Source organism: Kaistia sp. SLG-1, from assembly GCF_059699055.1.
Genome location: NZ_AP048544.1, coordinates 4,123,625 through 4,147,405 on the forward strand (window position 1 = coordinate 4,123,625; position 23,781 = coordinate 4,147,405).

Annotated in this window: 23 protein-coding genes; 10 read left to right on the top strand and 13 right to left on the bottom strand. The window is 67.0% G+C overall.

From position 1 onward, the window contains the following. The first annotated feature begins 5 nt into the window (after positions 1 to 5). Together AC6HZP_RS19085 and AC6HZP_RS19090 are read left to right on the top strand one after the other, a co-directional pair. Positions 6 to 641: a YjbE family putative metal transport protein gene (locus AC6HZP_RS19085; protein WP_497524118.1), complete on the top strand. Its 636-nt coding sequence runs from the start codon at positions 6 to 8 to the stop codon at positions 639 to 641. After that, on the top strand, positions 638 to 1,243 hold the full coding sequence (locus tag AC6HZP_RS19090; protein WP_497524119.1) for a hypothetical protein: 606 nt from the start codon (positions 638 to 640) through the stop codon (positions 1,241 to 1,243). The genes AC6HZP_RS19085 and AC6HZP_RS19090 overlap by 4 nt, the downstream gene beginning before the upstream one ends. On the opposite strand, the gene araD is transcribed toward AC6HZP_RS19090, so the two are convergent. Next, complete coding sequence (gene araD, locus AC6HZP_RS19095) at positions 1,240 to 2,982, bottom strand: L-arabinonate dehydratase (protein ID WP_497524120.1); 1,743 nt, start codon at positions 2,980 to 2,982, stop codon at positions 1,240 to 1,242. The genes AC6HZP_RS19090 and araD overlap by 4 nt on opposite strands. A gap of 101 nt (positions 2,983 to 3,083) precedes the next feature. Here araD and AC6HZP_RS19100 point away from each other — a divergent pair, with 101 nt between their 5' ends. Next, complete coding sequence (locus tag AC6HZP_RS19100) at positions 3,084 to 3,800, top strand: FadR/GntR family transcriptional regulator (RefSeq protein ID WP_201400587.1); 717 nt, start codon at positions 3,084 to 3,086, stop codon at positions 3,798 to 3,800. 343 nt (positions 3,801 to 4,143) lie between these two features. Here AC6HZP_RS19100 and AC6HZP_RS19105 read toward each other — a convergent pair whose 3' ends face one another. After that, positions 4,144 to 5,778, bottom strand: a complete 1,635-nt coding sequence (locus AC6HZP_RS19105; RefSeq protein WP_497524121.1) for a Na+/H+ antiporter — start codon at positions 5,776 to 5,778, stop codon at positions 4,144 to 4,146. A gap of 200 nt (positions 5,779 to 5,978) precedes the next feature. On the opposite strand from AC6HZP_RS19105, the gene AC6HZP_RS19110 reads away from it, so the two are divergent. Next, positions 5,979 to 6,362, top strand: a complete 384-nt coding sequence (locus AC6HZP_RS19110) for a YciI family protein (protein WP_201400589.1) — start codon at positions 5,979 to 5,981, stop codon at positions 6,360 to 6,362. 38 nt (positions 6,363 to 6,400) lie between these two features. On the opposite strand, the gene AC6HZP_RS19115 is transcribed toward AC6HZP_RS19110, so the two are convergent. The 3 genes from AC6HZP_RS19115 to AC6HZP_RS19125 all read right to left on the bottom strand — a co-directional run bounded on the left by AC6HZP_RS19115 (position 6,401) and on the right by AC6HZP_RS19125 (position 8,677). After that, positions 6,401 to 7,162 (bottom strand): ABC transporter permease, encoded by a 762-nt coding sequence (locus tag AC6HZP_RS19115; RefSeq protein WP_497524122.1) that lies wholly within the window; start codon positions 7,160 to 7,162, stop codon positions 6,401 to 6,403. Continuing rightward, on the bottom strand, positions 7,159 to 8,085 hold the full coding sequence (locus tag AC6HZP_RS19120; RefSeq protein ID WP_497524123.1) for an ABC transporter ATP-binding protein: 927 nt from the start codon (positions 8,083 to 8,085) through the stop codon (positions 7,159 to 7,161). The genes AC6HZP_RS19115 and AC6HZP_RS19120 overlap by 4 nt, the downstream gene beginning before the upstream one ends. Positions 8,086 to 8,149: 64 nt before the next feature. After that, a complete protein-coding gene (locus AC6HZP_RS19125) occupies positions 8,150 to 8,677 on the bottom strand; it encodes an HPP family protein (protein ID WP_244669554.1) in 528 nt (175 codons plus the stop codon). Between the two features lie 260 nt (positions 8,678 to 8,937). On the opposite strand from AC6HZP_RS19125, the gene AC6HZP_RS19130 reads away from it, so the two are divergent. Next, on the top strand, positions 8,938 to 9,384 hold the full coding sequence (locus tag AC6HZP_RS19130; RefSeq protein WP_497524124.1) for a hypothetical protein: 447 nt from the start codon (positions 8,938 to 8,940) through the stop codon (positions 9,382 to 9,384). Between the two features lie 7 nt (positions 9,385 to 9,391). Here AC6HZP_RS19130 and AC6HZP_RS19135 read toward each other — a convergent pair whose 3' ends face one another. Further along, on the bottom strand, positions 9,392 to 10,420 hold the full coding sequence (locus tag AC6HZP_RS19135) for an L-idonate 5-dehydrogenase (RefSeq protein WP_497524125.1): 1,029 nt from the start codon (positions 10,418 to 10,420) through the stop codon (positions 9,392 to 9,394). 82 nt (positions 10,421 to 10,502) lie between these two features. Then, complete coding sequence (locus tag AC6HZP_RS19140) at positions 10,503 to 10,916, bottom strand: GFA family protein (RefSeq protein ID WP_497524126.1); 414 nt, start codon at positions 10,914 to 10,916, stop codon at positions 10,503 to 10,505. Between the two features lie 179 nt (positions 10,917 to 11,095). Between AC6HZP_RS19140 and AC6HZP_RS19145 the strand changes: the two genes are divergently transcribed. From AC6HZP_RS19145 to AC6HZP_RS19165, 5 genes are all read left to right on the top strand, one after another. Beyond that, positions 11,096 to 11,878, top strand: a complete 783-nt coding sequence (locus AC6HZP_RS19145; RefSeq protein ID WP_201400595.1) for an SDR family oxidoreductase — start codon at positions 11,096 to 11,098, stop codon at positions 11,876 to 11,878. Between the two features lie 220 nt (positions 11,879 to 12,098). After that, positions 12,099 to 13,592, top strand: a complete 1,494-nt coding sequence (locus AC6HZP_RS19150; protein WP_497524127.1) for a sugar ABC transporter ATP-binding protein — start codon at positions 12,099 to 12,101, stop codon at positions 13,590 to 13,592. Positions 13,593 to 13,674: 82 nt separating this feature from the next. Next, positions 13,675 to 14,718: an ABC transporter permease gene (locus tag AC6HZP_RS19155; RefSeq protein ID WP_497526828.1), complete on the top strand. Its 1,044-nt coding sequence runs from the start codon at positions 13,675 to 13,677 to the stop codon at positions 14,716 to 14,718. A gap of 29 nt (positions 14,719 to 14,747) precedes the next feature. Next, the gene (locus AC6HZP_RS19160) at positions 14,748 to 15,857 is read left to right on the top strand and encodes a substrate-binding domain-containing protein (RefSeq protein ID WP_497524128.1); all 1,110 of its coding nucleotides are present in this window, start codon (positions 14,748 to 14,750) and stop codon (positions 15,855 to 15,857) included. 245 nt (positions 15,858 to 16,102) lie between these two features. Next, the gene (locus AC6HZP_RS19165; RefSeq protein WP_201404534.1) at positions 16,103 to 17,101 is read left to right on the top strand and encodes a LacI family DNA-binding transcriptional regulator; all 999 of its coding nucleotides are present in this window, start codon (positions 16,103 to 16,105) and stop codon (positions 17,099 to 17,101) included. Positions 17,102 to 17,191: 90 nt separating this feature from the next. Here AC6HZP_RS19165 and rhaM read toward each other — a convergent pair whose 3' ends face one another. From rhaM to AC6HZP_RS19195, 6 genes are read right to left on the bottom strand one after another with little or no spacing between them, the layout of a single operon-like run. Then, positions 17,192 to 17,506 (bottom strand): L-rhamnose mutarotase, encoded by a 315-nt coding sequence (gene rhaM / locus AC6HZP_RS19170; protein WP_497524129.1) that lies wholly within the window; start codon positions 17,504 to 17,506, stop codon positions 17,192 to 17,194. 57 nt (positions 17,507 to 17,563) lie between these two features. Continuing rightward, complete coding sequence (locus AC6HZP_RS19175) at positions 17,564 to 18,955, bottom strand: FAD-binding oxidoreductase (RefSeq protein ID WP_497524130.1); 1,392 nt, start codon at positions 18,953 to 18,955, stop codon at positions 17,564 to 17,566. 30 nt (positions 18,956 to 18,985) lie between these two features. Beyond that, on the bottom strand, positions 18,986 to 20,632 hold the full coding sequence (locus tag AC6HZP_RS19180; RefSeq protein ID WP_497524131.1) for a GMC family oxidoreductase: 1,647 nt from the start codon (positions 20,630 to 20,632) through the stop codon (positions 18,986 to 18,988). Then, complete coding sequence (locus AC6HZP_RS19185) at positions 20,629 to 21,138, bottom strand: gluconate 2-dehydrogenase subunit 3 family protein (protein ID WP_497524132.1); 510 nt, start codon at positions 21,136 to 21,138, stop codon at positions 20,629 to 20,631. Before AC6HZP_RS19185 ends, AC6HZP_RS19180 begins: the two co-directional genes overlap by 4 nt. A gap of 2 nt (positions 21,139 to 21,140) precedes the next feature. Further along, complete coding sequence (locus AC6HZP_RS19190; RefSeq protein ID WP_497524133.1) at positions 21,141 to 22,169, bottom strand: ABC transporter permease; 1,029 nt, start codon at positions 22,167 to 22,169, stop codon at positions 21,141 to 21,143. A 5-nt stretch (positions 22,170 to 22,174) separates the two neighbouring features. Further along, on the bottom strand, positions 22,175 to 23,692 hold the full coding sequence (locus AC6HZP_RS19195; protein WP_497524134.1) for a sugar ABC transporter ATP-binding protein: 1,518 nt from the start codon (positions 23,690 to 23,692) through the stop codon (positions 22,175 to 22,177). Between the last annotated feature and the right edge of the window lie 89 nt (positions 23,693 to 23,781).

Sequence of the window (23,781 nt, forward strand, 5' to 3'; positions counted from 1 at the left end):
TTCCCATGGAATTTGTTGCTGCCGAACTGGTCGCGCTGGCCACCGTCGTGCTGATCGACCTCGTGCTGGCGGGCGACAACGCCATCGTCGTCGGCATGGCGGCCGCCGGCCTGCCGAAGGAGATCCGCAGCAAGGCGATCCTCGTCGGCATTGCCGCCGCCGCGATCCTGCGCATCATCTTCGCGCTCTTCGCCACCAAGCTGCTCGGCATCATCGGCCTGACGCTCGCCGGCGGCATCCTGCTGCTCTGGGTCTGCTGGAAACTCTGGCGCGAAATCCGAACCGACCACGAAGCCGAGGCGGCGGCCGCCGCCGAGGCGATCGAGAACGCCAGCCATACGGGCGGCAAGACCTTCAAGCAGGCGATCACCCAGATCATCATCGCCGACGTCTCGATGTCGCTCGACAACGTGCTTGCCGTCGCCGGCACGGCGCGCGAGCACACCTGGGTCCTGGTCGTCGGGCTTGTCCTGTCGGTCGCGTTGATGGGCGTCGCCGCCAATGTGGTGGCCAGGCTGCTGAAGCGCCTGCCCTGGATCGCCTATGTCGGCCTCGCCGTCATCGCCTACGTCGCGTTCAAGATGATCTGGGACGGCGGGCTGGAGGTGTTCCACATGGCCGACGTCACAGGATGGGTGTGAGCAACCCGTCGCGCCCGGCGACCGACGCCAGCACGCTGCTGGCGATCCTGCTCGTCGCCTTTCTCTGGGGCGCGGCCGAGGCGAGCTATTTCTTTGTCGTCGCCGACGTCCTGCTGACCTTCGTCGCCGTCGCCTACGGCCTGCGCACGGCGCTTGCGGCGAGCCTCGCCGCCGCGATCGGCGCCGCCTGCGGCGGGTTCACGATGTGGCGCCTCGGCATCCTCGACCCCGCTTATGCAACGGCGCTGCTGCGCACCGTTCCCTTCGTCTCTGAGAGCATGATAGCCCGGGGCATGGCGGGCATGGACGAGGCCAACTGGCCGCTCGCCATGCTGAAGGGTTCGGTCACCGGCGTTCCCTACAAGGTCTATGCGGTCGCCGCCGGCAAGGAAGGCCTGTCCGCCCTGTTCTTCTTCGGCGCCACCATCCCGATCCGCCTCTCGCGCTTCGTCGTCGCGGTGAGCGTCGTCGCCGGCATCAGCGCGGGCCTGCGGCCCCGCCTTGCGCTCCGCGGCCGCCTGATCCTGCTCGCGGTCTTCTGGATCCTGTTCTACGGCGAGTTCTGGTGGCGCTGGTTCAGAATGGACATCCGTCTCTTCTAGTGGATCTCCGGCTCCGGCAACTTTTCCGTGCCCTCCAAAAAGTCGAAATCGCAGCCGAGATGGGCCTGGCGGATGTGGGCGGCGAACAGCTTGTTGTAGCCGCGCGGATAGTCGCGCGCCGGCGGCCGGAACACGGCGAGGCGACGGGCGATCTCGGCGTCGTCGACATGCAGATGGATCGTCCGCGCCTCGACGTCGACGGAGATGAGATCGCCCGTCTGGACGGCGGCGAGCGGGCCGCCGATATGCGATTCCGGCGAGACGTGCAGGATGCAGGCGCCATAGCTGGTGCCGCTCATGCGCGCGTCGGAAATGCGCAGCATGTCGCGCACGCCCTCTCTCAGGAGCTTTTTCGGGATCGGCAGCATGCCCCATTCCGGCATGCCGGGCCCGCCGACGGGACCGGCGTTCTGCAGCACCAGCACCGTGTCGGCCGTGACGTCGAGATCGTCGCGATCGACCATCGCCGACATCTCGTTGTAGTCGCGGAAGACCAGCGCCGGGCCGGTATGCCTCAAGAGGCGCGGCTCCGCCGCCGAAGGTTTCATCACGCAGCCGTCCGGCGCCAGGTTGCCGGTGAGGATCGCCGTGCCGACCTCGGCCGAAACCGGATGATCGAACGGGCGGATGACGTCGGTGTTGTAGTTGCGCGCCGCCTCGACCGCGTCGGCCAACGTGCCCCGGACGGTGCGCGCGGAGAGATCGAGATGGTCGCGCAGTTCCGACCAGAGCGCGGGCAGGCCGCCGGCATAGTAGAAATCCTCCATCAGCCATTCGCCGGTCGGGCGCAGATTGGCGAGCACCGGAATGTCGCGCGCGACGCGGTCGAAATCCTCCAGCGTCAGCGGAATGCCCGCCCGCCCCGCCATGGCGATCAGATGCACCATCGCGTTGGTCGAGCCGGCGAGCGCCATGTGCACGACGAGCGCGTTCTCGAACGAGGCCGCGGTCAGGATGTCGCTCGGCTTCAAATCGTCGAAGATCATCTCGATGATATGGCGGCCGCATTCCGCCGCCATGCGCGAATGGGCGGAATCGGGCGCGGGGATCGACGAGGCGCCCGGCAGCGACAGGCCGAGCGTCTCGGCGAGCGACGTCATGGTCGAGGCGGTGCCCATCGTCATGCAGGTGCCGAAGGAACGCGCGATGCCGGATTCCATGGCGCGCCATTCCTCGTCGCCGATCCGGCCCGCCTCCTTCTCCGCCCAGTATTTCCAGACGTCGGAGCCGGAGCCGAGCACCTTGCCGGCATAGTTGCCGCGCAGCATCGGCCCGGCCGGCAGGAAGATCGTCGGCAGGTCCATCGAGATCGCGCCCATGATCGTCGCCGGCGTGGTCTTGTCGCAGCCGCCGAGCAGCACGACGCCATCGACCGGATGCGAGCGGATCAGCTCCTCGACCTCCATGGCGAGGAAGTTGCGGTAGAGCATGGTCGTCGGCTTGACGAAGTTCTCGGCCAAGGACATCGCCGGCAATTCGATCGGGAAGCCGCCCGCCTGCCAGACGCCGCGCTTCACCTCCTCGACGCGATGGCGGAAATGCGCGTGGCAGGGATTGATGTCGGACCAGGTATTGATGATGCCGACGACCGGCTTGCCCATGAACTCCTCATAGGCATAGCCCATCTGCAGCGTGCGCGAGCGATGGCCGAAGGAGCGGAGATCGGAAGCGCCGAACCAGCGCTGGCTGCGAAGCGAGGCGATCGAGCGGCGCGCGGGCCTGTTTCCGGACGATGTCATCAAGGTCGATCCTTCAGAAACGGCGGGAGCATTCGAAAATCCGGCCGTCCGGGGTTACGCTGCCGACAAGTGAGTCGGGCGGCGAGGAAAGCGAGAGGCGCATGGTCGATCTGCAACTGAAGCCGGCGCGCCGCGAAAAGCTCTCCGACATCCTCTACGGCCAGATCCTCGAACAGATCGTCTCGGGCATTTTCGCGCCCGGCGACAGGCTGCCGTCGGAGAACGACATCTGCAAGGCCTTCGAGGTCTCGCGGCCCGTCGTGCGCGAGGCGCTGCAACGGCTGCAGGTCGACGGCCTCGTCATCGCGCGCCAGGGCGCCGGCACCTTCGTCTCGCACAAGCCGCCCGGCGGCCTGCTGGCGACGACGCCGCCGCAGCAGGTCGCGAGCGTGCTGCGCGTCACCGAGGTGCGGATCGCCATCGAGACGGAATGCGCCCATCTCGCCGCCGAGCGCCGTACAATCGCGCAGCTCGCCGAGATCGAAGCCCGGCAGGCCGCGTTCGAGGCCGCGCTGCATTCCGGCGCCGCCGGTCTCGAGGAGGATTTCGCCTTCCACCTCGCCATCGCCGAGGCGACCGGCAACGAGGTGTTCCCGGCCGTGCTCGAAAGCCTGAAGGGCCGGATCGAGGACTGGATGCGCAGCGCGCTCAGCATGACGCGGGTCGGCTCCGAGGAACGGCGCCGTGCCCTGCTCTCGGAGCATCGCAACATCGTCGACGCCATCGCCCGCCAGCAGGCGGACCAGGCCGCGCTCTACATGAAGTTCCATCTCGTCGAGGCCCGCAGGCGCTTGACCGACGCACGCCGCGATCGCTGATGGACTTGTAAACTCAAGATACAAGACTGCCTTCCAATCGCGACATCCACATCGGTAAATCGTTAAACGATCTAACAATTCTGGGCGCTTGCCGCATCCGCGTCAAGGCGTTCGGGGGGCCTTGACCGGCTCGCCGTCATCCCCGCGAAGGCGGGGATCCAGACAGCCGCGCCATCGGGAGTTTCGCGCGGCTGGCAACCCGGCGGAAATGGATCCCGGGTCAAGCCCGGGATGACGGCGGAGGGTGGGACGGTTGTCGGAGCCTAGCCAGGAAGCGATGGCGGCCAATGCCGCAGACCCTCCGTACGCTCGCCCTCCGGAGTCGCGTCGACGGCCGGGCCTCTCACCCCTCGTAGCGCGCTTCCATCAGGTCGAGCTCGCGCACCAGCTTGCGGGCGGTCTCGCTGCCGATCTTGCGGCCGCGCAGCAGCTTGAACACCGTCGTCCGCTCGGCCTGAAGCGCCGCGATGCGCATCCGCGTCTCGATCGCATCGATCTGCCGCGCCAGCGCCGCCTCCTCGTCGGCGCGCGAGCCGGCGTCGATCCGGGCCCGGTAGGCATCCATGAGCCGCGCCGCCGCCGCCACGAAGATGTCGGCGTCGGGCCTGCCACCCGCGAGTTCGTGCTGAACCCGCTCGATCTCGGCGATCGCCGCCTCGGCCGCCGCGATCCGGGCCTTCTGCTCCGCGAGCAGGGGCGAGGCCTCCGGCAGGTCGAGACCGCGCAGAAGGAGCGGCAGGCCGATGCTGGCGGCGATGAGCGACAGGATGATCACGCCCATGGCGAGGAAGATGGCGAGATCGCGGGCGGGGAACGGCGTTCCGTCGTAGAGGAACAGCGGCAGGGTCAGGACGCCGGCGAGCGTGATCGCGCCGCGCACGCCGGCAAGCGACATCGCCGCCAGCAGCCGCCAGCTCGGCCGCCGGACGGTTTCGCCACGGCGACGCGCGCGGTAGAGGCTGAAATTCAGCGACACCCAGACCCAGACGAAGCGCAGTATCGCCAGCGACAGGTTGATGGCGAGCACATAGATCAGCAGCCAGCCCGGCGCGTGATGGCCGGTGACGCGCACCGTCTCGGCGGCGCTGTGGAGAATGGCCGGCAGCTGCTCGCCGAGGATCACGAAGATGATGCCGTTGGCGGCGAACTGGATCATGTCCCAGACGTTGTTGCGACGGACCCGCGTGGTCGCCAAAGCGTGGCCGGACGCCTCGCTGAAGCTCATGGTCACGCCGGCGGCGACCGCCGCCAGGATGCCGGAGCACTGCAGATGCTCCGCCGAAAGATAGGCGGCGAAGGGGGTCAGCACGCTGATCAGGATCTGCGAGCCGGTCTCCTCGCCATAGTGATCGGCGATCCAGCTCTTGCCGGTATTGATGATCCAGGTGACGACATATCCGATCAGGACGCCGCCGAACGCCACCCAGACGAAATCCAGCATCGCTTCCGAGAGCGAGAAGGTGCCGGTGAGCGCGGCGGCGACGGCGAAGCGGAGGCAGACGAGGCCGGACGCATCGTTCAGGAGCGCCTCGCCTTCGAGGATATGCATCATCCGCTTCGGGATCCGCACGCGGGCGGCGATGGCGGAGACGGCGATCGGATCGGTGGGCGAAATCACCGCCGCGAGCGCGAAGGCGACCGCGAGCGGCATCGCCGGAATGAGATAGTTGATGAACAGCCCGACGCCGAGCACGGTGAAGACGACAAGCCCGAGCGCGAGCGCCAGGATCGCCCTGCGGTCCCGGATCAGCTCCTCCTTCGGCGTCCGCCAGCCATCGAGGAACAGCAGCGGCGGCAGGAACAGCAGGAAGAAAATGTCGGGATCGAGCGTCACCCGGAAGTCGGCGATCAGCCCGATGGCGCCGCCGAGCGCGATCTGCAGGAGCGGACGGGGAATGCCCAGCGGCAGCATGCGGGCGATGAAACCGCTCACCACGACGGCGAGCAGCAGCACGAGAACGATCGAAATGGTTTCCACTTGCCGGGAATCCTGTGCGGGGCTTGTGGCGGGCCGGACGGGCCGAACGTCTAGCCTAGAAGACTGACCCAGTTCGACTTTTTCGCGACAATGGCCGCCACCGCCCGACTTGCGCCCGGATTTTTCTCCCAACCACGCGTTTTTTAGCGGCAGCCGCCGCGATGGCGAGGCATAGTCGACGTTAGGTAAGGAGGCCCCCCATGCTCTACGCCATCATCTGTTATCACTCGGAGGCAGTGGTCACTGCCTGGTCGAAGGAAGAGGACGACGCCGTCATGGCGCGGCTGCACAAGGTGCATGAGAAGCTGGCGCGCCAGGGCAAGCTCGGCCCGACGGCGCGGCTGCACCCGACCCGAACCGCCACGACCCTGCTCAAGGACCAGGGCCGGGTGATCGACGGACCGTTCGCCGAGATCAAGGAGCAGCTGCTCGGCTTCTACGTCGTCGACGTCGACGACCGCGACGAGGCGCTGCAGGTGGCGCGCGATCTGACGGAGGCTAATCCCGGCGGCGCCTACGAGCTGCGCCCGATCTCGCTGTTCATGCCGGGCGAACTCGCGCCCGCCACCGCCGATACGGCCTGACAGCCGCACGGGCGGACGGACAAGCCCATGTCGAGCATTCAGCTCTTCAGGCGATAGCCCGTCCGGAAGATCCAGGTGACGATGGCGAGGCAGGCGACCAGAAACGCCAGCGTCATCGTCAGGCTGACGGCGACGTTCACGTCGGCCGTGCCGAAGAAGCTCCAGCGGAAGCCCGAGACCAGGTAGACAACCGGATTAAACAGCGCGACGGTCTGCCAGACCGGCGGCAGCATCGAGATCGAATAGAAACTGCCGCCGAGGAAGGTCAGCGGCGTGACGATCAGCAGCGGCACCAGCTGCAATTTCTCGAAGCCGTCCGCCCAGATGCCGATAATGAAGCCGAACAGGCTGAAGGTGACGGCCGTCAGCACGAGGAACAGCAGCATCCAGAACGGATGCTGAATCTCGAGCGGCACGAACAGGCCGGCCGTCGCCAGGATGATCAGGGCGAGCAGGATCGACTTCGTCGCCGCCGCGCCGACATAGCCGATGACGATCTCGAAAGGCGAGATCGGCGCCGACAGCACCTCGTAGACCGTGCCGACGAATTTCGGGAAGTAGATCGCGAAGGAGGCGTTGGAGATGCTCTGTGTCAGAAGCGTCAGCATGATCAGGCCGGGCACGATGAACGAGCCGTAGCCGATGCCGTCGATCGCCTTCATGTGCGAACCGATCGCCGCGCCGAAGACGATGAAGTAGAGCGAGGTGGAAAGCACCGGCGCGACGATGCTCTGCAGCAGCGTGCGGCCGGTTCGCGCCATCTCGAAGAGATAGATCGCGCGGATCGCGTAGAAATTCATGAACGCTCACTCACCAGGCTGACGAAGATCTCCTCGAGCGAGCGCTGGCTCGTCTGCAGATCCTTGTAATGGATCCCCGCGGCGCCGAGCGCGCGAAGAACGTCGGCGATACCCTTCTGCTCGGCGTCAGCGTCGTAGCTGTAGATCAGCTCGTTGCCTTCGTCGCCGAGCTGCAGACCATAGGCGTCGAGCCCGTCCGGCACATTCGCCAGCGGCTCCTGCAGTTGCAGCGTCAGCTGCTTCTTGCCGAGCTTGCGCATCAGCTCGGCCTTTTCCTCGACCAGGATGATCCGCCCCCGATGGATGACGCCGATGCGGTCGGCCATCTCCTCGGCTTCCTCGATATAGTGCGTCGTCAGGATGATGGTGACGCCGCTCGCCCGGAGCTGCCGCACCACCTCCCACATGTCGCGCCGGAGCTCGACGTCAACGCCGGCGGTCGGCTCGTCGAGGAACAGGATCTGCGGCTCGTGTGACAACGCCTTGGCGATCATCACGCGCCGCTTCATGCCGCCGGAGAGCGTCCGGAGCTTCGAATCCTTCTTGTCCCAGAGCGAAAGGTCCCGCAGGATCTTCTCGATATGAGCCGGATTGGCGGGCTTGCCGAACAGCCCCCGGCTGAAGCTGACGGTCGCCCAGACGGTCTCGAAGGCGTCCGTCGTCAGCTCCTGCGGCACCAGGCCGATCTGCGCGCGGGCGGCGCGATAGTCGGTGACGACGTCATGGCCGTCAGCCGTGACGCGGCCGGTCGACGGATTGACGAGGCCGCAGATGATGCTGATCAGGGTGGTCTTGCCGGCGCCGTTCGGCCCGAGCAGCGCAAAGATCTCGCCCCGACGGATGTCGAGCGTCACGCCTTTCAGCGCCTCGAAGCCTGACGCATAGACTTTCGAGAGATTCGCGACGGAAATAATGTTCTGCATGGCGCCGATCATAGCCGAGGAAGTCGGCGTTTCGGCGGGATTTATGCAACAGCACACCCAAATTTCAGGGCGCGGCGATATCCTTGGCCGGCGGGCGCTTCGGATATTCGTGCCTTGGCGGCAGCCAGTGATGCAGCGAGGCGACGCCGACGAGGCCGATGCTGCCACCGAGCACGACACCGAACAGCGTGCCGCCCTGAATGGTCGAGGTGGCGGCGAGGATCGGGATCGCGCCCGCCGGCGGATGTGTGATGCGGAGCATCGACATCAGCGCGATGACGAGGCCGACGCCGACCGCCGCCGCGACCCAGGCGCCGGGAAACAGCATCAGCACCAGGAGCGTCACCAGCGTCGCGACGAAATAGCCGCCGATCACGTTGGCCGGCTGCGCCAGCGGGCTGGCCGGATGGCCGAAGAGCAGCACGGCCGAGGCGCCGAACGGCGCCAGCAGGAAGGGCTGGTGCGTCGTCACGGCGAGCGCGCCGACCGCGCCGATGCCAAGCGCGCCGCCAAGCCCCGACTTCAGGTGCGACAGGAAACTGCCGGTCCGCACTTCATGGCGGGTGACGAAATGTTGGAGGCGACGAGGCATGCTGCAGGGCCGGGGGTTCGGGCATCGCATTCGTGCGGGCCCGCACTTCTAAGCGAAGCCGTGATGAAAAACGAGGCATCGCAATCCAGAAAATAGGCAGGCCGCAGAAAAATCCGCCCCGATGCCCCGTCCCCCGCTCCCGACACAGGCAAGACTCTGGAAAGCCTGGGCGGATAAGATGAGATCAGGCGGAGCCTAGGCGCGGCCGCCATTGCGGCGCCGGATGGCCAAGCCCCGACACACGTTTTCACCGGACAACAATGCGCTGGCGCGTTCTTCGCCTCCTCTTTCTGATCTATGTCGCCTGGGCCGCCTTCGCGATCCTGCTGGTTCCCCTGAGCGCGATCGGCGTCGTCGCGACCAACCCGCTGGCCGCCCTGCTGCCGCTGGTTCTCGGCCTGCCATGGAGCGTGCTGCTCACCTGGTGGATCGACAGCTCCAGCGCCTACCTGAACTTCCTGCTGCTCGTCCTCGCCGTGGCGATCAATGCCTGCATCCTGCGCTACATGTCCCGTCGCCCCCGCCCGGCCCCTGAGCCGGACGAGGAGGAGGAGGACGAAGCGTTCGAGGAAGAGGACGAAGACGAGACGGACGACGACGTCGACCACCCGACGGATCGCGAACACCATCGGCATCCCGAACATGACGACGACGAGGAGGATTGGGACGAGCCCGAGCCCTCCCCGCCCCGGCGAAATCGCCGCTGACGGGCGGTCAGAAGGCGAGCTGGACCTTCATGGCGCGCTTGCGATCACCCGCCGTTTCGAACGCTTCCACCGCGTCCTCGATGCCGAAGCTGCCGGTGAGCAGCGGCCTCAAATCGACCTTGCGCGCGTCGATCAGCTTCACCGCCAGCGCGAACTCGTCGTGGAAGCGGAACGAACCGGTGAGCGCGATCTCCTTCGCCACCACGACGTTCTGCGGCAGCGACAGCTCGCCACCGAGGCCGACCTGCACGATGGTGCCGCGCGGCTGCACCACCTCGAGGCCGGAGCGGAGCGCCCGCTCATTGCCCGAGCATTCGAACATCACGCCGACCGTGCCCTTGTCGACACCGAGCGCCGCCAGCGCCTCGGGTTCGGTCGCGATGTTGATGGTGCGGTCGGCGCCCAATTCGCGGGCAAAGGCGAGCGGCTCGTCGACGACGTCGGTGACGATGATCTCAGCCGCGCCGTGGAAACGGGCAGCGGCAACGACGAGCGCGCCGATCGGGCCGCAGCCGGTGACCAGCACGCGCTTGCCAAGCAGCGACGGCGCCCGCGACAGCGCATGCAGCGTCACAGCGAAGGGCTCGGCCATCGCCAGCTCAGCGACCGTGGCCTGGTCGCCCTTCTCGCACTGGATCGCCATGCAGACGAGTTCCTGCCGGAACGCGCCCTGGATGTGCGGCATCGGCATGGCACTGCCGTAGAAGCGCATGTTGAGGCACTGGTTCGGCAGGCCCTCGTAGCAGTAGCGACAGGCGCGGCAGGGGCGAGACGGGTTGACGGCGACACGGTCGCCCGGCTTGACGCGGGTGACGTCCGGCGCGACCGCGGTTACCGTGCCGGCGACCTCGTGGCCGAGGATCATCGGCTCGCGCAGCTTCACCGTACCGAAGCCGCCATGCTGGTAATAGTGCAGGTCGGAGCCGCAGATGCCGCCCGCCTCGATCCGGACCGTGACCTCGCCCGGCCCCATGGCGCCGGTTTCCCGGTCCTCGACCCGGAGGTCACGGGCGGCATGAATGACGACGGCGCGCATGGCGTCTCTCCCTGATCCGATTTTTGTTATCGATATCACGAAGTGGCGGCAAGGCAAGCCGAGTCACTTCGCCCACCCGGAATCACGACGGCTCGTCCGCTTCCGGCTCGACGGCCCCGGTATCGAGATGCCACCAGCCGGGCCGGCGATCCACGAACGAATGCCCCCGCGGCCGCAGTGCCGCCTGATCCGGCTCGTCGAACCCGCCGATCAGCAGCTCGATGGTTGGCGCGTCGTCGAGGGCGCCGATCGAGCTGCCGCATTTCGGGCAGAACGCCCGGCGGGTGATCTCCGACGAGCGGAAGGTCGCGGGCGCGCCGCCCGGCCCCGTCCAGCGCACGCTGTCGCGCGGAAACCCCGCCCAGGCCGCCGTGAGCGCGCCGGTATGCTGCTGGCACTGTCGGCAGGAGCAGGTGTGCGGATAGTCAGCCGGGCCGATCGCCTCATACCGAATCCAACCGCAGAGGCATCCGCCGCCATAGATCGTTTCTGTCACGCCCACTCCCAGCTTCCTGTCGCAATGCGGGTCGCGGCCTTGCATGGCTCGCCCGCGTCCGGTTCGGACGCCGCCTTTGTACAGCCGGCGGCGCGGGATGCCAGCGCCGGGACCGGCAGGCGCCCGCTTGACACCCGAATGTTATCGATACCCAATCCGCCCACCCCATCACCAACAGCATGATTTCAGGGAGTGATCGCGTGAACCTGTTCGATCTCAGCGGGCGACTGGCCCTCGTCACCGGCGCCAGCAAGGGCATCGGCTTCGCCATCGCCGACGCGCTAGCCTCGGCCGGAGCCCGCATCGTGCTCAACGCCCGCGACGCGGCCAAGCTGGAGGAAGCCCGCGCCGCGCTCGCCGCCAAGGGCTATGACGTCAGCACCGCCGCCTTCGACGTCACCGACCCGGACGCGGTGACCGCCGGCATCGAGAAGATCGAGACCGAGATCGGGCCGATCGACATCCTCGTCAACAATGCCGGCATGCAGCACAGGACTCCGCTGCAGGACTTCCCGCTCGAAGCGTGGCGCAAGATCACCGCCACCAACATCGACAGCGTCTACCTGGTCGGCCAGGCAGTCGGCCGGCGGATGATCCCGCGCGGACGCGGCAAGATCATCAATGTCGGCTCGGTGCAGAGCGAACTGGCGCGGCCCGGCATCGCCCCCTACACCGCGACCAAGGGCGCCGTGAAGATGCTGACCAAGGGCATGGCGACCGACTGGGCCCGCTACGGCCTCCAGGTCAACGGCATCGGCCCCGGCTATTTCAAGACCGAGTTGAACGCCGCGCTGGTCGCCGACGAGACCTTCTCGGCCTGGCTCGCCAACCGCACGCCGGCCGGCCGCTGGGGCGACGTCCAGGAGCTGGCGGGCGCGGCGATCTTCCTCGCCTCCGACGCCTCCAGCTTCGTCAACGGCCACATCCTCTATGTCGACGGCGGCATCACCGCCAGCCTCTGAGCGAACTTCCGAAGAGGAAGGCGGCCCGCGAGGCCGCCCTCCTCTCCCGGCATGAAAGTTCAGCGCCTCCTTGCCGATTCCGCCTCAAAGTCTTCGCCGGCCATAACCTTTCGTCAGCGACGCTTGACACCCCGCTTCTTGTTATCGATAACAAGGATAACCGGACAAAGAGCCGGATGGGAACGATAGCGGTGCCGCCCGCATCCGGGAGGATGAAAGCATGGCCGACGGGGGTGTCCTCCGCTTCGACGATGTCGCCAAGGCGTTTGGCGGCACGCGAGCGCTGAAGGGCGTGAGCTTTGACGTGGCGCGCGGCGAGGTCGTGGCGCTGCTCGGCGAGAACGGCGCCGGCAAGTCGACGCTGATCAAGATTCTGGGCGGCATTTTCCGCGCCGACAGCGGCCATGTCACCATTGGCGGCGAGCCGTACCGCCACCGAGCCCATGCGCGCGGCGAACGGCAGAAGGTCGCCTTCATCCATCAGGATCTCGGTCTCGTCGAATGGATGACGGTCGCCGAGAACATGGGCCTCGCCCAGGGTTTCTCCGGCCGCGCGCTGATCGACTGGAAGAGCACCGAACAGCGCGCCGCGACGGCGCTGGAGCTGGTCGGCTGCGACATCGATCCGACGACGCGGGTGCACAGCCTGAGCCGTACCGAAAAGTCGCTGGTGGCGATCGCCCGCGCGCTCGTCGTCGACTGCGATTTCCTCGTCCTCGACGAGCCGACCGCCAGCCTTCCGGCCGACGAGGTGGAACGCCTGTTCGAGGCGATCCGCCGCCTCCGCGCCCGCGGCGTCGGCATGATCTATGTCTCGCACCGGCTCGACGAGATCTTCCGCATCGCCGACCGCGTCGTCGTCATGCGCGACGGGCTCAAGGTCGGCGAGAAGCCGGTTTCCGAGACGACGCCGGACGAGCTGGTCAGCCTGATCGTCGGCTCGACGACGCTGGAGCTGTTCAAGAAGGGCGAGCTCGGCTCGGGCGAAATCCGCGTCGCCGTCCAGGATCTCGAAACGCCCTCCGCCGGCCCGGTCAGCTTCGACATCCGCCAGGGTGAGCTGCTCGGCCTCGTCGGCCTGCGCGGCGCTGGCCAGGAAGAGATCGGCCGCGCCCTGTTCGGCGCCGCCCCACATCGCGGCTCGATCCGGATCGACGGCGAAGCGCCGGACCTTTCCTCGCCCCGCGCGGCGCTCAATTCCGGCATCGGACTGGTGGCGCGCGACCGGACCGAGGAATCGGTGGCCTTCTCGCTAAGCGTCCGCGAGAACGCCTTCTTGAACCCGGCCGCCATCGGCCGCGGCCTGCTCTCCTATCTTTCGCCGCGCGCCGAGGCCCGCAAGGCGATCGCGCTCGGCGCGTCGGTCGGCCTACGCCCCAACGATCCCGACTTGCCGATCGAGGGACTTTCCGGCGGCAACCAGCAGAAGGTGGTCGTGGGCCGCTGGCTCGCCACCAACCGCCGCCTGCTGATCGCCGAGGACCCGACCGCCGGCGTCGATGTCGGTGCCAAGGCCGAGATCTACCGGCTGATCGCGCAGGCGCTGGAAAAGGGCCTCGCCGTCGTCGTCGTCTCGACCGATTTCGAGGAAATCGCCCATATCTGCCACCGGGCGCTCGTCTTCAACCGGGGCCGGATCATCGCCGAGCTGACCGGTCCCGCCCTCACCACCGAAACCGTGATCACCGCGGCCTCCGCCTCGGAAGCAGCCTAGAACCCTTCGTTTTGTCGCGTTTTCTTCACGCGAACCGGCACCCACTTCGCTCGAAAACGCTCCAGGAAGCTCGCCCATGTCCATGAACTCCGTCCGCTCCGATGCGCTGGAACCGACCCGCAGCGAACTGGAAAACGCTTCGTTCGGCGAACGTCTGCGCCGGCGCATTCCGGTCTACGGGCTACCGATCCTGCTGGTCCTGCTGATCGTTCTCTTCTCGCTCATCCTGCCGCAGACCTTCCCGACCATGCTGAACGTGCGGTCGATCATCTCGGACAAGGCGATCATCGCGCTGCTGTCGCTCGCCGCCATGATCCCGATGGCCGCCGGCAAGATCGACCTGACGGTTGGCTACGGCATCGTGCTCTGGCACATCCTGGCGATCAGCCTGCAGACCATGGCCGGCATTCCCTGGCCCTTCGCCGTGCTGATCGTCATCGTCCTCGGCGCCTGCGTCGGCCTCTTGAACGGCCTGCTGGTCGAGGTCGCCCGCATCGATAGCTTCATCGCCACGCTCGGCACCGGCACCGTGCTCTACGCCATCGCGCTCTGGCATACGGGCGGCCGCCAGGTGGTAGCGCAGCTGCCGCAAGGCTTCCTGGCGCTGAACGGGACGATGGTCTTCGGCCTGCCGATCACCGGTTACTACGTGATCGCGCTCGCCATCGTCATGTGGCTGATCCTCGAGCACCTGCCGGTCGGCCGCTATCTCTACGCCATCGGCGCCAACCCGAAGGCCGCCGCCCTGAACGGCATTCCGGTCCAGCGCTACACAATGGGCGCCTTCATCGCCTCGGGCGCGCTCACCGCGGTCGCCGGCGTGTTGCTCGCCTCGAAGCTCCGCATCGGCCAGGCCAGCGTCGGCCTCGAATATCTGCTGCCGGCGCTGGTCGGCGCTTTCCTCGGCTCGACGACGATCAAGCCCGGCCGCGTCAATGTCTGGGGCACGCTCGCCGGCGTCGCGATCCTCGCGGTCGGCATCGCCGGCATCCAGCAGTTCGGCGGCTCGTTCTGGGTCGAGCCGATGTTCAACGGTGTGACCCTGCTGATCGCCATCGGCATCGCCGGCTACGCCCAGCGCCGCCGCGGCGCCAGCAGCAAGCCATTCAAAAAGACGGGCGCTTAAGAAACCCGTCGCAACTCGGAGGGACCTTCATGAAGTCACGCAATCTGCTCTTCGCCGCCGCCAGCGCCGTCGCGCTGATGGCCATCCCGATGCTGGCGCATGCCGACGCCATCGTCGACGAGGCGAAGGCCATCGTCGCCAAGGCCGCCGGCCGCGCCGACAAATGGGACGGCCCGACCACCGGCCCGAAGGCCGTCGGCAAGAAGACGATCGTCTATGTCGCTGGCGACATGCGCAATGGCGGGATCCTGGGCGTTTCGCAGGGCGCCAAGGAAGCAGCCGCCGCCATCGGCTGGGACTATCGCGAGATCGACGGCCAGGGCACCGTCTCCGGCCAGGCCACGGCGCTCTCCCAGGCCATCGCGCTCAAGCCGGACGCGATCATCGTCGGCGGCAGCGACGCGGTCGAGCAGAAGGCCGGCCTCGAAGGCGCTGCCAAGGAAGGCATCCTGATGGTCGGCTGGCACTCCGGCCCCGTCCCCGGCCCGCTCGAAGGCACGCCGATCTTCGCCAACGTCACCACCGACGCGATGGAAGTCGCCAAGGTCGCGGCGATGAAGGCGGTCGCCGATTCCGACGGCAAGGCCGGCGTCGTCGTCTTCGCCGACTCGACCTATGCGATCGCCATCGCCAAGGGCCGCGCGATGGAAGAATGGATCAAGAAGTGCGCCGGCTGCACGGTCGTCTCCTTCCAGGACACGCCGCTCGCCGACGTCTCGACCCGCATCCCGCAGCTGACCACGACGCTCCTGCAGCAGAACGGCGCCAAGTGGACCCATTCCCTCGCCATCAACGACCTCTATTTCGACTTCATGCCGCCGGCGCTGCAGGCGGCCGGCATCGCCGGTAACGGCGACCCGCAGAACATCTCGGCCGGCGACGGCTCGGAATCGGCCTACCAGCGCATCCGCGCCGGAGACCATCAGGCCGCGACCGTGCCGGAGCCGCTCGCCATGCAGGGCTGGCAGCTGATCGACGAGCTGAACCGCGCCTTCGCCGGCGAAAAGTGGTCCGGCTATGTCCCGGGCGTCCATCTGGTGACGCCCGATAACGTCGCCTTCGACGGCGGCCCGAAGAACGTGTTCGATCCCGACAACGGCTATCGCGACGAATACAAGAAGATCTGGGGCGTCCACTGATCGCTCGCTGAGACCGGCGGCCGCCTCGCGCGGCCGCCGGATACGGTCTCGCGGGGCATCCATCGCCCCACGACAAGCTCTGGCACTCCCCGCCGGACTGCGGTAACGACGCCGCTCCGGCTTGAACTCGCAGGATCACGACCGGCCTTTTTTCGTACTTCACCGGAGGCGCCCGCGCGCCCAGGCATCAGGTAGAGAGAATGTCGACCGTCCCTCCCGGAAGAACGCCGAAGAGCCAGCCAACGATGGCCGACGTCGCCGAGCGCGCCGGCGTCTCGACGATGACGGTGTCGCGCGCCCTGAAGAAGGGCAGCCCGATCTCCGAGGAGACGCGACGGCGGATCATGACCGCGATCGACGAGCTCGGCTATGTGCTCGACCAGACAGCCGGAACCCTGTCATCGAAGCGCTCCGGCTTCATCGCGACGCTCATTCCGTCCGTCAACAATTCGAACTTCTCCGACACGGTGCGCGGCGTCACGGAGGCGATCGAGGGCAGCGGACTGCAGCTCCTGCTTGGCCACACCGACTATCTCGTCGAGAAGGAGGAGACGCTGCTGGAATCGATGCTGACGCGGCGGCCGGAGGGGATCATCCTGACCGGCGGATCGCACAGCGCCCGCTGCCGGCGCCAGCTCGACGCCATCGGCATTCCCGTGATCGAGACCTGGGACCTGCCGGAGAAGCCGGTCGAGCATGTCGTCGGCTTCTCGAACGCGGCGGCGATCCGCGCCCTGGTGCATGATCTCTACGCAGAGGGCTATCGCAATATCGGCTTCATCGGCGGCACCACCAACCGCGACACGCGCGGCGCTGACCGCCGCCTCGGCTACAGCCAGGCGATCGCGGAGCTCGGCCTGCCGCAGGCCCGCATCATCTCGTTCGGCAGTCCGCCGATCTCGATGGCGCAAGGGGCCGAGGCGATCGTGCAGCTGGTCACGCAATGGCCGGAGGTTGACGCCGCCATCTGCGTCTCGGACCTATCGGCCTTCGGCGCGCTGATGGAATGCCACCGCCGCGGCTGGGCGGTGCCGGGGCGGATCGCCATCGCTGGCTTCGGCGATTTCGAGGTGTCGCGCTGCAGCCATCCCCGGCTGACCACGGTCGCCATCGATGCGGTCGAGATCGGCCGAACGGCGGGCAAGTTGCTGTTGCGCGCCATCGAGGCGCGGCGTGGCGGCGAGGTGATCCCGCCGGAAACGCTGATCATGCCGTTCCGCGTCATCCATCGCGAAAGCACGTGACCGGGCCGAAGCCCGGTCACGATCGAGGTCCCGGCCCGACAGGCCAGCTCCAACCTCCCGAACGACGCCGGGACCTCAATTCGGGTAACTTCAGTCCATGTGGAAGACTTCGGGAAGCGGGATCATGACGGGCGTGCCGTCGGGATTGGTGTCCATGATGTCGCCCATATGCGCGAACCACTTCTGCATCAGCGGCTGTGCGTTCAAGTCGTCGGCGCGCGCGCCATCGGCGATGTGGTTGATCGCGAACAGGATGTTGGTCTCTTCGTCCAGGAAGATCGTGTAATCGCGGGCGCCGTGCTGGGCGAGCAGCTCGCGGAGCTCCGGCCAGATCTCGTCGTGGCGCTTCTTGTATTCGGCGCCGCAGCCGGGCTTCATCCGCATCTTGAAACCGATCCGCCTCATGTCTTTCCTCTCCCTTGAAACGGGCTGATGCCAGCCCTGTCTTTTCGACGGTCGCGATCAGTCGAAGATCGCGCCCGGGTTCATCAGATTGGCCGGGTCGATGCCCGACTTGATCGTGCGCAGAAGCGCCAGCTGCGTCGGCGAAACCCGGTCCGCGAAGGCATGGTGCTTTCGGCGGCCGATGCCGTGCTCGGCGCTGATCGATCCCTCATACCGGTCGACCACCGCGAAGATCGCCGTCTCGCTCGCCTCGATCATCGCGCGGCGCGGCTCGCCGGCCAGATCATCCGGCGGCACGACGACGAAATGCATGTTGCCGTCGCCGATATGGCCATAGGTCAGCACGATGCCGTTGCCGACGGTTGCCGCCAGCACCGCCTCGACCTCTTCGATGAAGGTGGCGACGCTGGAAATCGGCACGGACACGTCGGTGCGCAGATGCGTGCCGCGCTTGACCTGCGCCTCGACCACCGCCTCGCGGATCGCCCAGATCCTCTGTGCCTGCGTCGCGCTGGAAGCGCGGACGCCGTCGAGGATCATGCCCTCCTCCAGCGCATATTCGAGGAACCCGCCGACCAGCGCCTCGAGATCGAGCGGACCGCTCGAGGCCGCCTCCAGCAACACGTAGAAAGGCGACGACGTCGCCAGCGGATTGACGATATCAGGCATGGTCATCGCCATCGCGACGCTCTTGTCCGAGATCAGCTCGAAGGCGGAGAGCAGGTCGGCGAGCTGGCGGCGGGCCGCGGCGAACAGGCGGACGGCGGCCTCGGCGGATGAGACCGCCAGGAACATCGTCTCGACCTGGGAGGGTTTTGGAAACAGCTTCAGCGTCGCCGCCGTGACGATGCCGAGCGTGCCCTCGGAGCCGAGGAAGAGCTGCTTCAAGTCGTAGCCGGTATTGTCCTTGCGGAGCTTCTTGAGGCCGTTCCAGATCCGGCCGTCCGGCAGCACAACTTCCAGCCCCAGCACCAGATCGCGCATCATGCCGTAGCGCAGCACGTTGATGCCGCCGGCATTGGTGGCGACATTGCCGCCGATCTGGCAGCTGCCCTTGGCGCCGAGCGACAGCGGGAAGAGCAGATCCTCCGCCTCGACGGCCTGATGCAGCGCTTCCAGCACGCAGCCGGCCTCGACGACGACGCTGAAGTTCAGACCGTCGATCTCGCGGATACGGTTCATCCGCTCCAGGCTGACGAGCACATGGCCGCCCTCGATGCGGGCCGCAGCCCCCTCGACGAGGCCGGTATGGCCGCCCTGCGGCACGATGGCGAGGCCGTTCGCGGCGCAATAGCGCACGAGGTCGACGACCTCATCGACATTGCGGGGCCGCGCGATGAAGGACGGATTGCCATCCGCCTCGCCCGACCAGTCGCGAATATAGTGGGAGCCTGGATCGATATCCCGGATGACGATCGCTTCGTCCAGCTTGGCCTCGACCTTGCCCATGTCATGCATTCCTTCGGGGGGATCCAATTTTCAGACGAACGAACGCCCGAGACAGGCATCTTCGAACCGCTCGGCGAGGTTTTCGGCCGCGCGGTAGCTGAGCGCGGCGATGGTGCTGGTCGGATTGACGGCGGCGCCGGTCACCATGACGGAGCCGTCGATCACGAACAGGTTGGGGCAGTCCCAGGCCTGGTGCCACTGGTTGACGACCGAGCTTGCGGGATCATCGCCCATGCGCGCCGTGCCATAGAGGTGCCAGGCGTTCGGAACATAGTTGCCGTCCGCATCGCGAAAATCGTTGACCTTCATCTCGAAGGCACCGAGCGCCCGGCCGAGATCCTTTGCCCGCTCGATGCCGAACTCGATCAGCCGGCGGTCGTTGGCGCAGAGCTTGTAGTCGATCTTCGCCCCGGGCAGGCCGGAGCTGTCCCGAAGCTCGTCCGACAGCGTGACGCGGTTTTCCGCCTGCGGAAGGTCGTCGCCATAGACGAGCACGGACAGACCATGGCTGAAATGACGGCGGAACCAGTCGTGATGGCCCCGCCCCCAGGGCGCGCGATTGCCAGAATTGCTGCCGAGCGCCTGGATGCCGGCCCCGAGCTGGCGCACCAGATGCAGCGTGGTGCCGTTGACGAAGCCGCGCGAGGCGTCCGTCTCGGCGAATTCCGCCGAGATCAGCGTCGCGCCGACCGTGCCCATATGGTTCTCGGTCGGCTCGTCCAGCCACATCTCGACGAAGGCGAGCACGTGGTGCATCAGATTGCGACCGACCTGGTCAGACGAATTAGCGAGCCCATTCGGATGCGCCTCCGAGTCGGACATCAGCAGCACGCGCGGCGTGCCGATGCCGTTGCCGGCGAGAACGACGACCTTGGCCGCCTGGAAGCGGCGTTCGCCGCTGGCGCGGTCGATATAGGTCGCGCCGGTCGCCTTGCCGTCCGCATTCGTCTCGATGCGGGCGACGCGGGCATTGGTGCGGAGCTCGACGCCGGCTGCGAGCGCGCGCGGCCAATGGGTGACATGCATGCCGGCGAGCGCCCCGGTCGGGCAGCTCGCCAGGCAGTAGCCGCAATTATTGCAGGCGTTCCGGCCGAGATAATCCTCGGCGAGGATCGCGGTCGGCATCGGCCACCAGTGCCAGCCGAGCTCATCGAAGCCGCGCGCCGCATGGCGGGACATCTCGCCGCGCGGACAAGGCGGCGTCTGGAACGGGCCGCGCTCCGGCATGGACGGGTCGCCGAGGAAGCCATCGACGCCGCAATCGACGTCGGAGCGGTCATAGAATTCGGCGAGATCCTCGTAGGCGATCGGCCAGTCCGGCGCGAGGCCGTGCTCGGTGCCTTTTCGAAAATCGGAGGGGCGGAAGCGCGGCCAGGTGGCGGTGTAGAGATTGGTCGAGCCGCCGACACCGTTCCACATCAGCGATTTCTCGTCGCGCGTATCAAGCGGATAGTCGTTGGCGCGCCGGCGCTCATTCGGGAACAGCGCCCAGTCGGTGAAGCGTCGATACTCCCAGCCGGGATCGCCATGCGGATGATCGTCGACCCAGTCGCCCTGCTCCAGGCAGACGACCCTGAGGCCCTTCTCGGCCAGGATCATCGAGGTGATGGCGCCGCCGACACCGGAGCCGATGACGACGACGTCGACCGGATCGTTGCTGTGCTCCGTCGCGCTCATCCGACCCGCTCCATCAGATCGCCCAGCCCGTCCGTCGACACGCGCGTGACCGCGTCCGTCGCCACGAAATGGCCTCGCCGGTGCGTCGGCGCCTCGAGCGGGTCCTGGGCGTTGAACGCCGACATGCGATAGCCGTCCGGCTGCGGCGCGTCGGGATATTGCAGCCCCATCCGCCGGATCGCCGCCTTCACGGAAGCCGCGCCGTAGTAGGAGAGATAGAGGACGACGCAGACGGCCTGGACGTCGGACGGCTTCGCCCCCTCATGCGCCGCGAGGCGGGCGACCCGCTCCGCCTCCTCGGCGTCGGCGAAGGGCGCGCCGTCACGGTCGAGGGCTTCGCGCAGGCCGGTGAGGAAAGCCGGCCCCTGCATCTCTTTGGCGCGCGCCGCGACCAGCGCCGCGACGCCCGCTTCCGAGGCGCTCGGGAAATCCCCGTCGCCGGGGATCATGGTGTCGATCAGGGCGGCGACGAAGGCCGCGTCATCGGTGGTGTCGATGGCGCTCATGCTTACCTCCGCGACGCGATGTATTTCTGCAGGGCGTCGAGCAGCACGGCGGTGATGATGATCACGCCGGTCGCGAAATCCTGCCAGAAGATGTCGATCCGCGAGAGGTTCAGGAAGTTGCGGATCAGGACGATGATGACGACGCCGATGATCGTGCGAAGCACGTTGCCCTGGCCGCCATAGAGGCTCGTGCCGCCAATAACGACGGCGGCGATGACCTCGAATTCGAGGCCGCGGCCGGAATCCGCCTGGCTGGCGCCGACGCGCGAGAGCAGCAGCAGGCCGGCCAGCGACGCCGTCAGGCCGACGATCATCATGCAGGCAATCTTCACCCGGGCGACGCGGATGCCGGACAGCATCGCGACGGTGCTGTTGGCGCCGACGGCATAGACCTTCTTGCCGAAGGCGGTGCGGGTCAGGAGCACCCAGACCAGCGCATAGACGAGAATGGCGATCAGGAAGGGCAGCGGAATGTTCAGATATTCGAACGCGCCCGTCTCGGTGAAGCCGAGCACGTCGAGCAGCTTGCCCTGGCCGATGATCTTGAACTCGGCCGGGACGCCGGCGATCACCATGCCACCGGTGACGACGAAGGCGAGGCTTCGCGCCATCATCGACGTGCCCAACGTGACGATGAACGAGGGTATCTTGAACTGCGTGACGATGAAGCCGTTCAGAATGCCGAAGGCCGGGCCGATCAGTATGCCGGCGACGAGGCCGGCCGTGATGCCGTAGTTCACCATCAGATAGGCGGCGGTGGTCGAGGTCAGCGCCACGATGGCGCCGACGGAGATGTCGAGCTCGCCGGCAATCATCACCACCGTCATGCCGGCAGCGACGATCAGGATCACCGACATCTGCGCCATCAGATTGCTGATGTTGATCCACGTCATGAAGCGCGGCGAAAGATAGGACAGCACGATGATCAGCAGTGCCAAAACGGCGAGCGACTGGATCAGGCCGTAGGACCGCCGCAGCGTGTCCATCCAATTGCTCTGGCCCGGGGCGGGCTTGACGACAGCATCACTCATGGATTTCAGCTCCCGCTGATCGAGGCCGCCAGAACAGCCTCTCTGTTGATGTCGGTTCCGGCGTATTCGCGGATCAGCGCGCCCCGGTAGAGGATGAGGACGCGGTCGCACATGTCGACGATCTCATCGATCTCGGTGGTGACCAGGATGACGCCGACGCCCTGGGCTGTCAGATCGCGGATGATCGCCTTGATCTCCGCCTTGGCGCCGAGGTCGATGCCGATCGTCGGCTCGTCGAGGATCAGCACCTTCGGCCCGGTCTCGAGCCAGCGCGCCATCAGCACCTTCTGCTGATTGCCGCCGGAGAGCTGCCGGATGGTGGCGTTCGGCCCCGAGGTGCGGACGTTCAGGCGGCGAATGCCGGCTTCCGTCACCTCGCGACGCTGCTTCTCGTCGAGGAAGCCGGTCCCCTTGGAGAACCGGTCGAGGATCGGCAGCGTCATGTTGTCGATCAGCGAGAAATCGGGCAGCACGCCCTCGCGCAGGCGATCGCTGGTCAAAAGCGCGATGCGGTGCGACAGCGACTGGTGCGGGTTGTCGAGGCGAACCTCGCGACCCTCGAGGCGGAAGCGGCCGCCATCGCGGCGGATGTCGGTCGAGCCGAAGATCGCCTTGGCGAGGTCGCTGGCGCCGGAGCCGGTCAGACCGGTGACGCCGAGAACCTCGCCCTTGCGCAGGGTGAAGCCGACATCGCGCAGCTTGCCCGGCGCCGACAGACCCGCGACCTCGAACAGCGGTTCATCCGCGATCTCGCGCCGGGCGTGCTGGCCCGTCGCCTTGGCGGCGGCCGCCTCCGATCCCAGCATCGCCCCGACAACCACGTCGAGCGTCGTCGTCTCGCGCGGCAGATGCGCCGCGTTCTGGCCGTCGCGCAGCACGGTGATGTCGTTGCAGACCTGGAAGATCTCGGACATGTAGTGGGAGATGAACACGATGCCGACGCCCTGCTCGGCGAGCGAGCGGATCATGTCGAGGACGACGCGGACCTCGGTTTGGTTCAGCGACGAGGTCGGCTCGTCCATGATCAGAATGCGCGCGTCGCGGTTCACCGCCTTGATGATCTGGATCATCTTGCGGGCGTCGTTCGGCAACGTCTGCACCAGCGCGTCCGGCGAAACGTCGAGATGGTATTTCGCCAGCAGGTCGGCGACGCGCTTGCGGCCGTCCTTGCGACGCAGCAGCCCACCCTTCGTCAACTCGTTGTTGAGCAGGATGTTGTCGGTGACCGACAGCGACGGGATCAGGTTGATGTCCTGATGGATGGTGACGATGCGCCGGTCGAGCGCGTCGTTCGCATCGGCAAGCCGCAACTCCTCGCCGTCGAGACGGATCGAGCCTTCGTCCTGGCGATGGATGCCGGCGATGATGCGCGTCAGCGTGCTCTTGCCGGCGCCGTTTTCGCCGACGAGGCCATGAATACCGCCGCGCCGGATGGCGAAATCGACCCCGCGCAACGCACGGACGCCGCCGAACGACTTGACGATGCCGCTACATTGCAGAATTGGCACTTCCGCCCCGCTCATGGCTGCTCCCCGCTCATGGCTATTCCCTGGGCAGGGCGCCGCGCGGGCGCCCTGCGAGTTCAATGGTCGGTACGTTCGGGAAGCGGGCG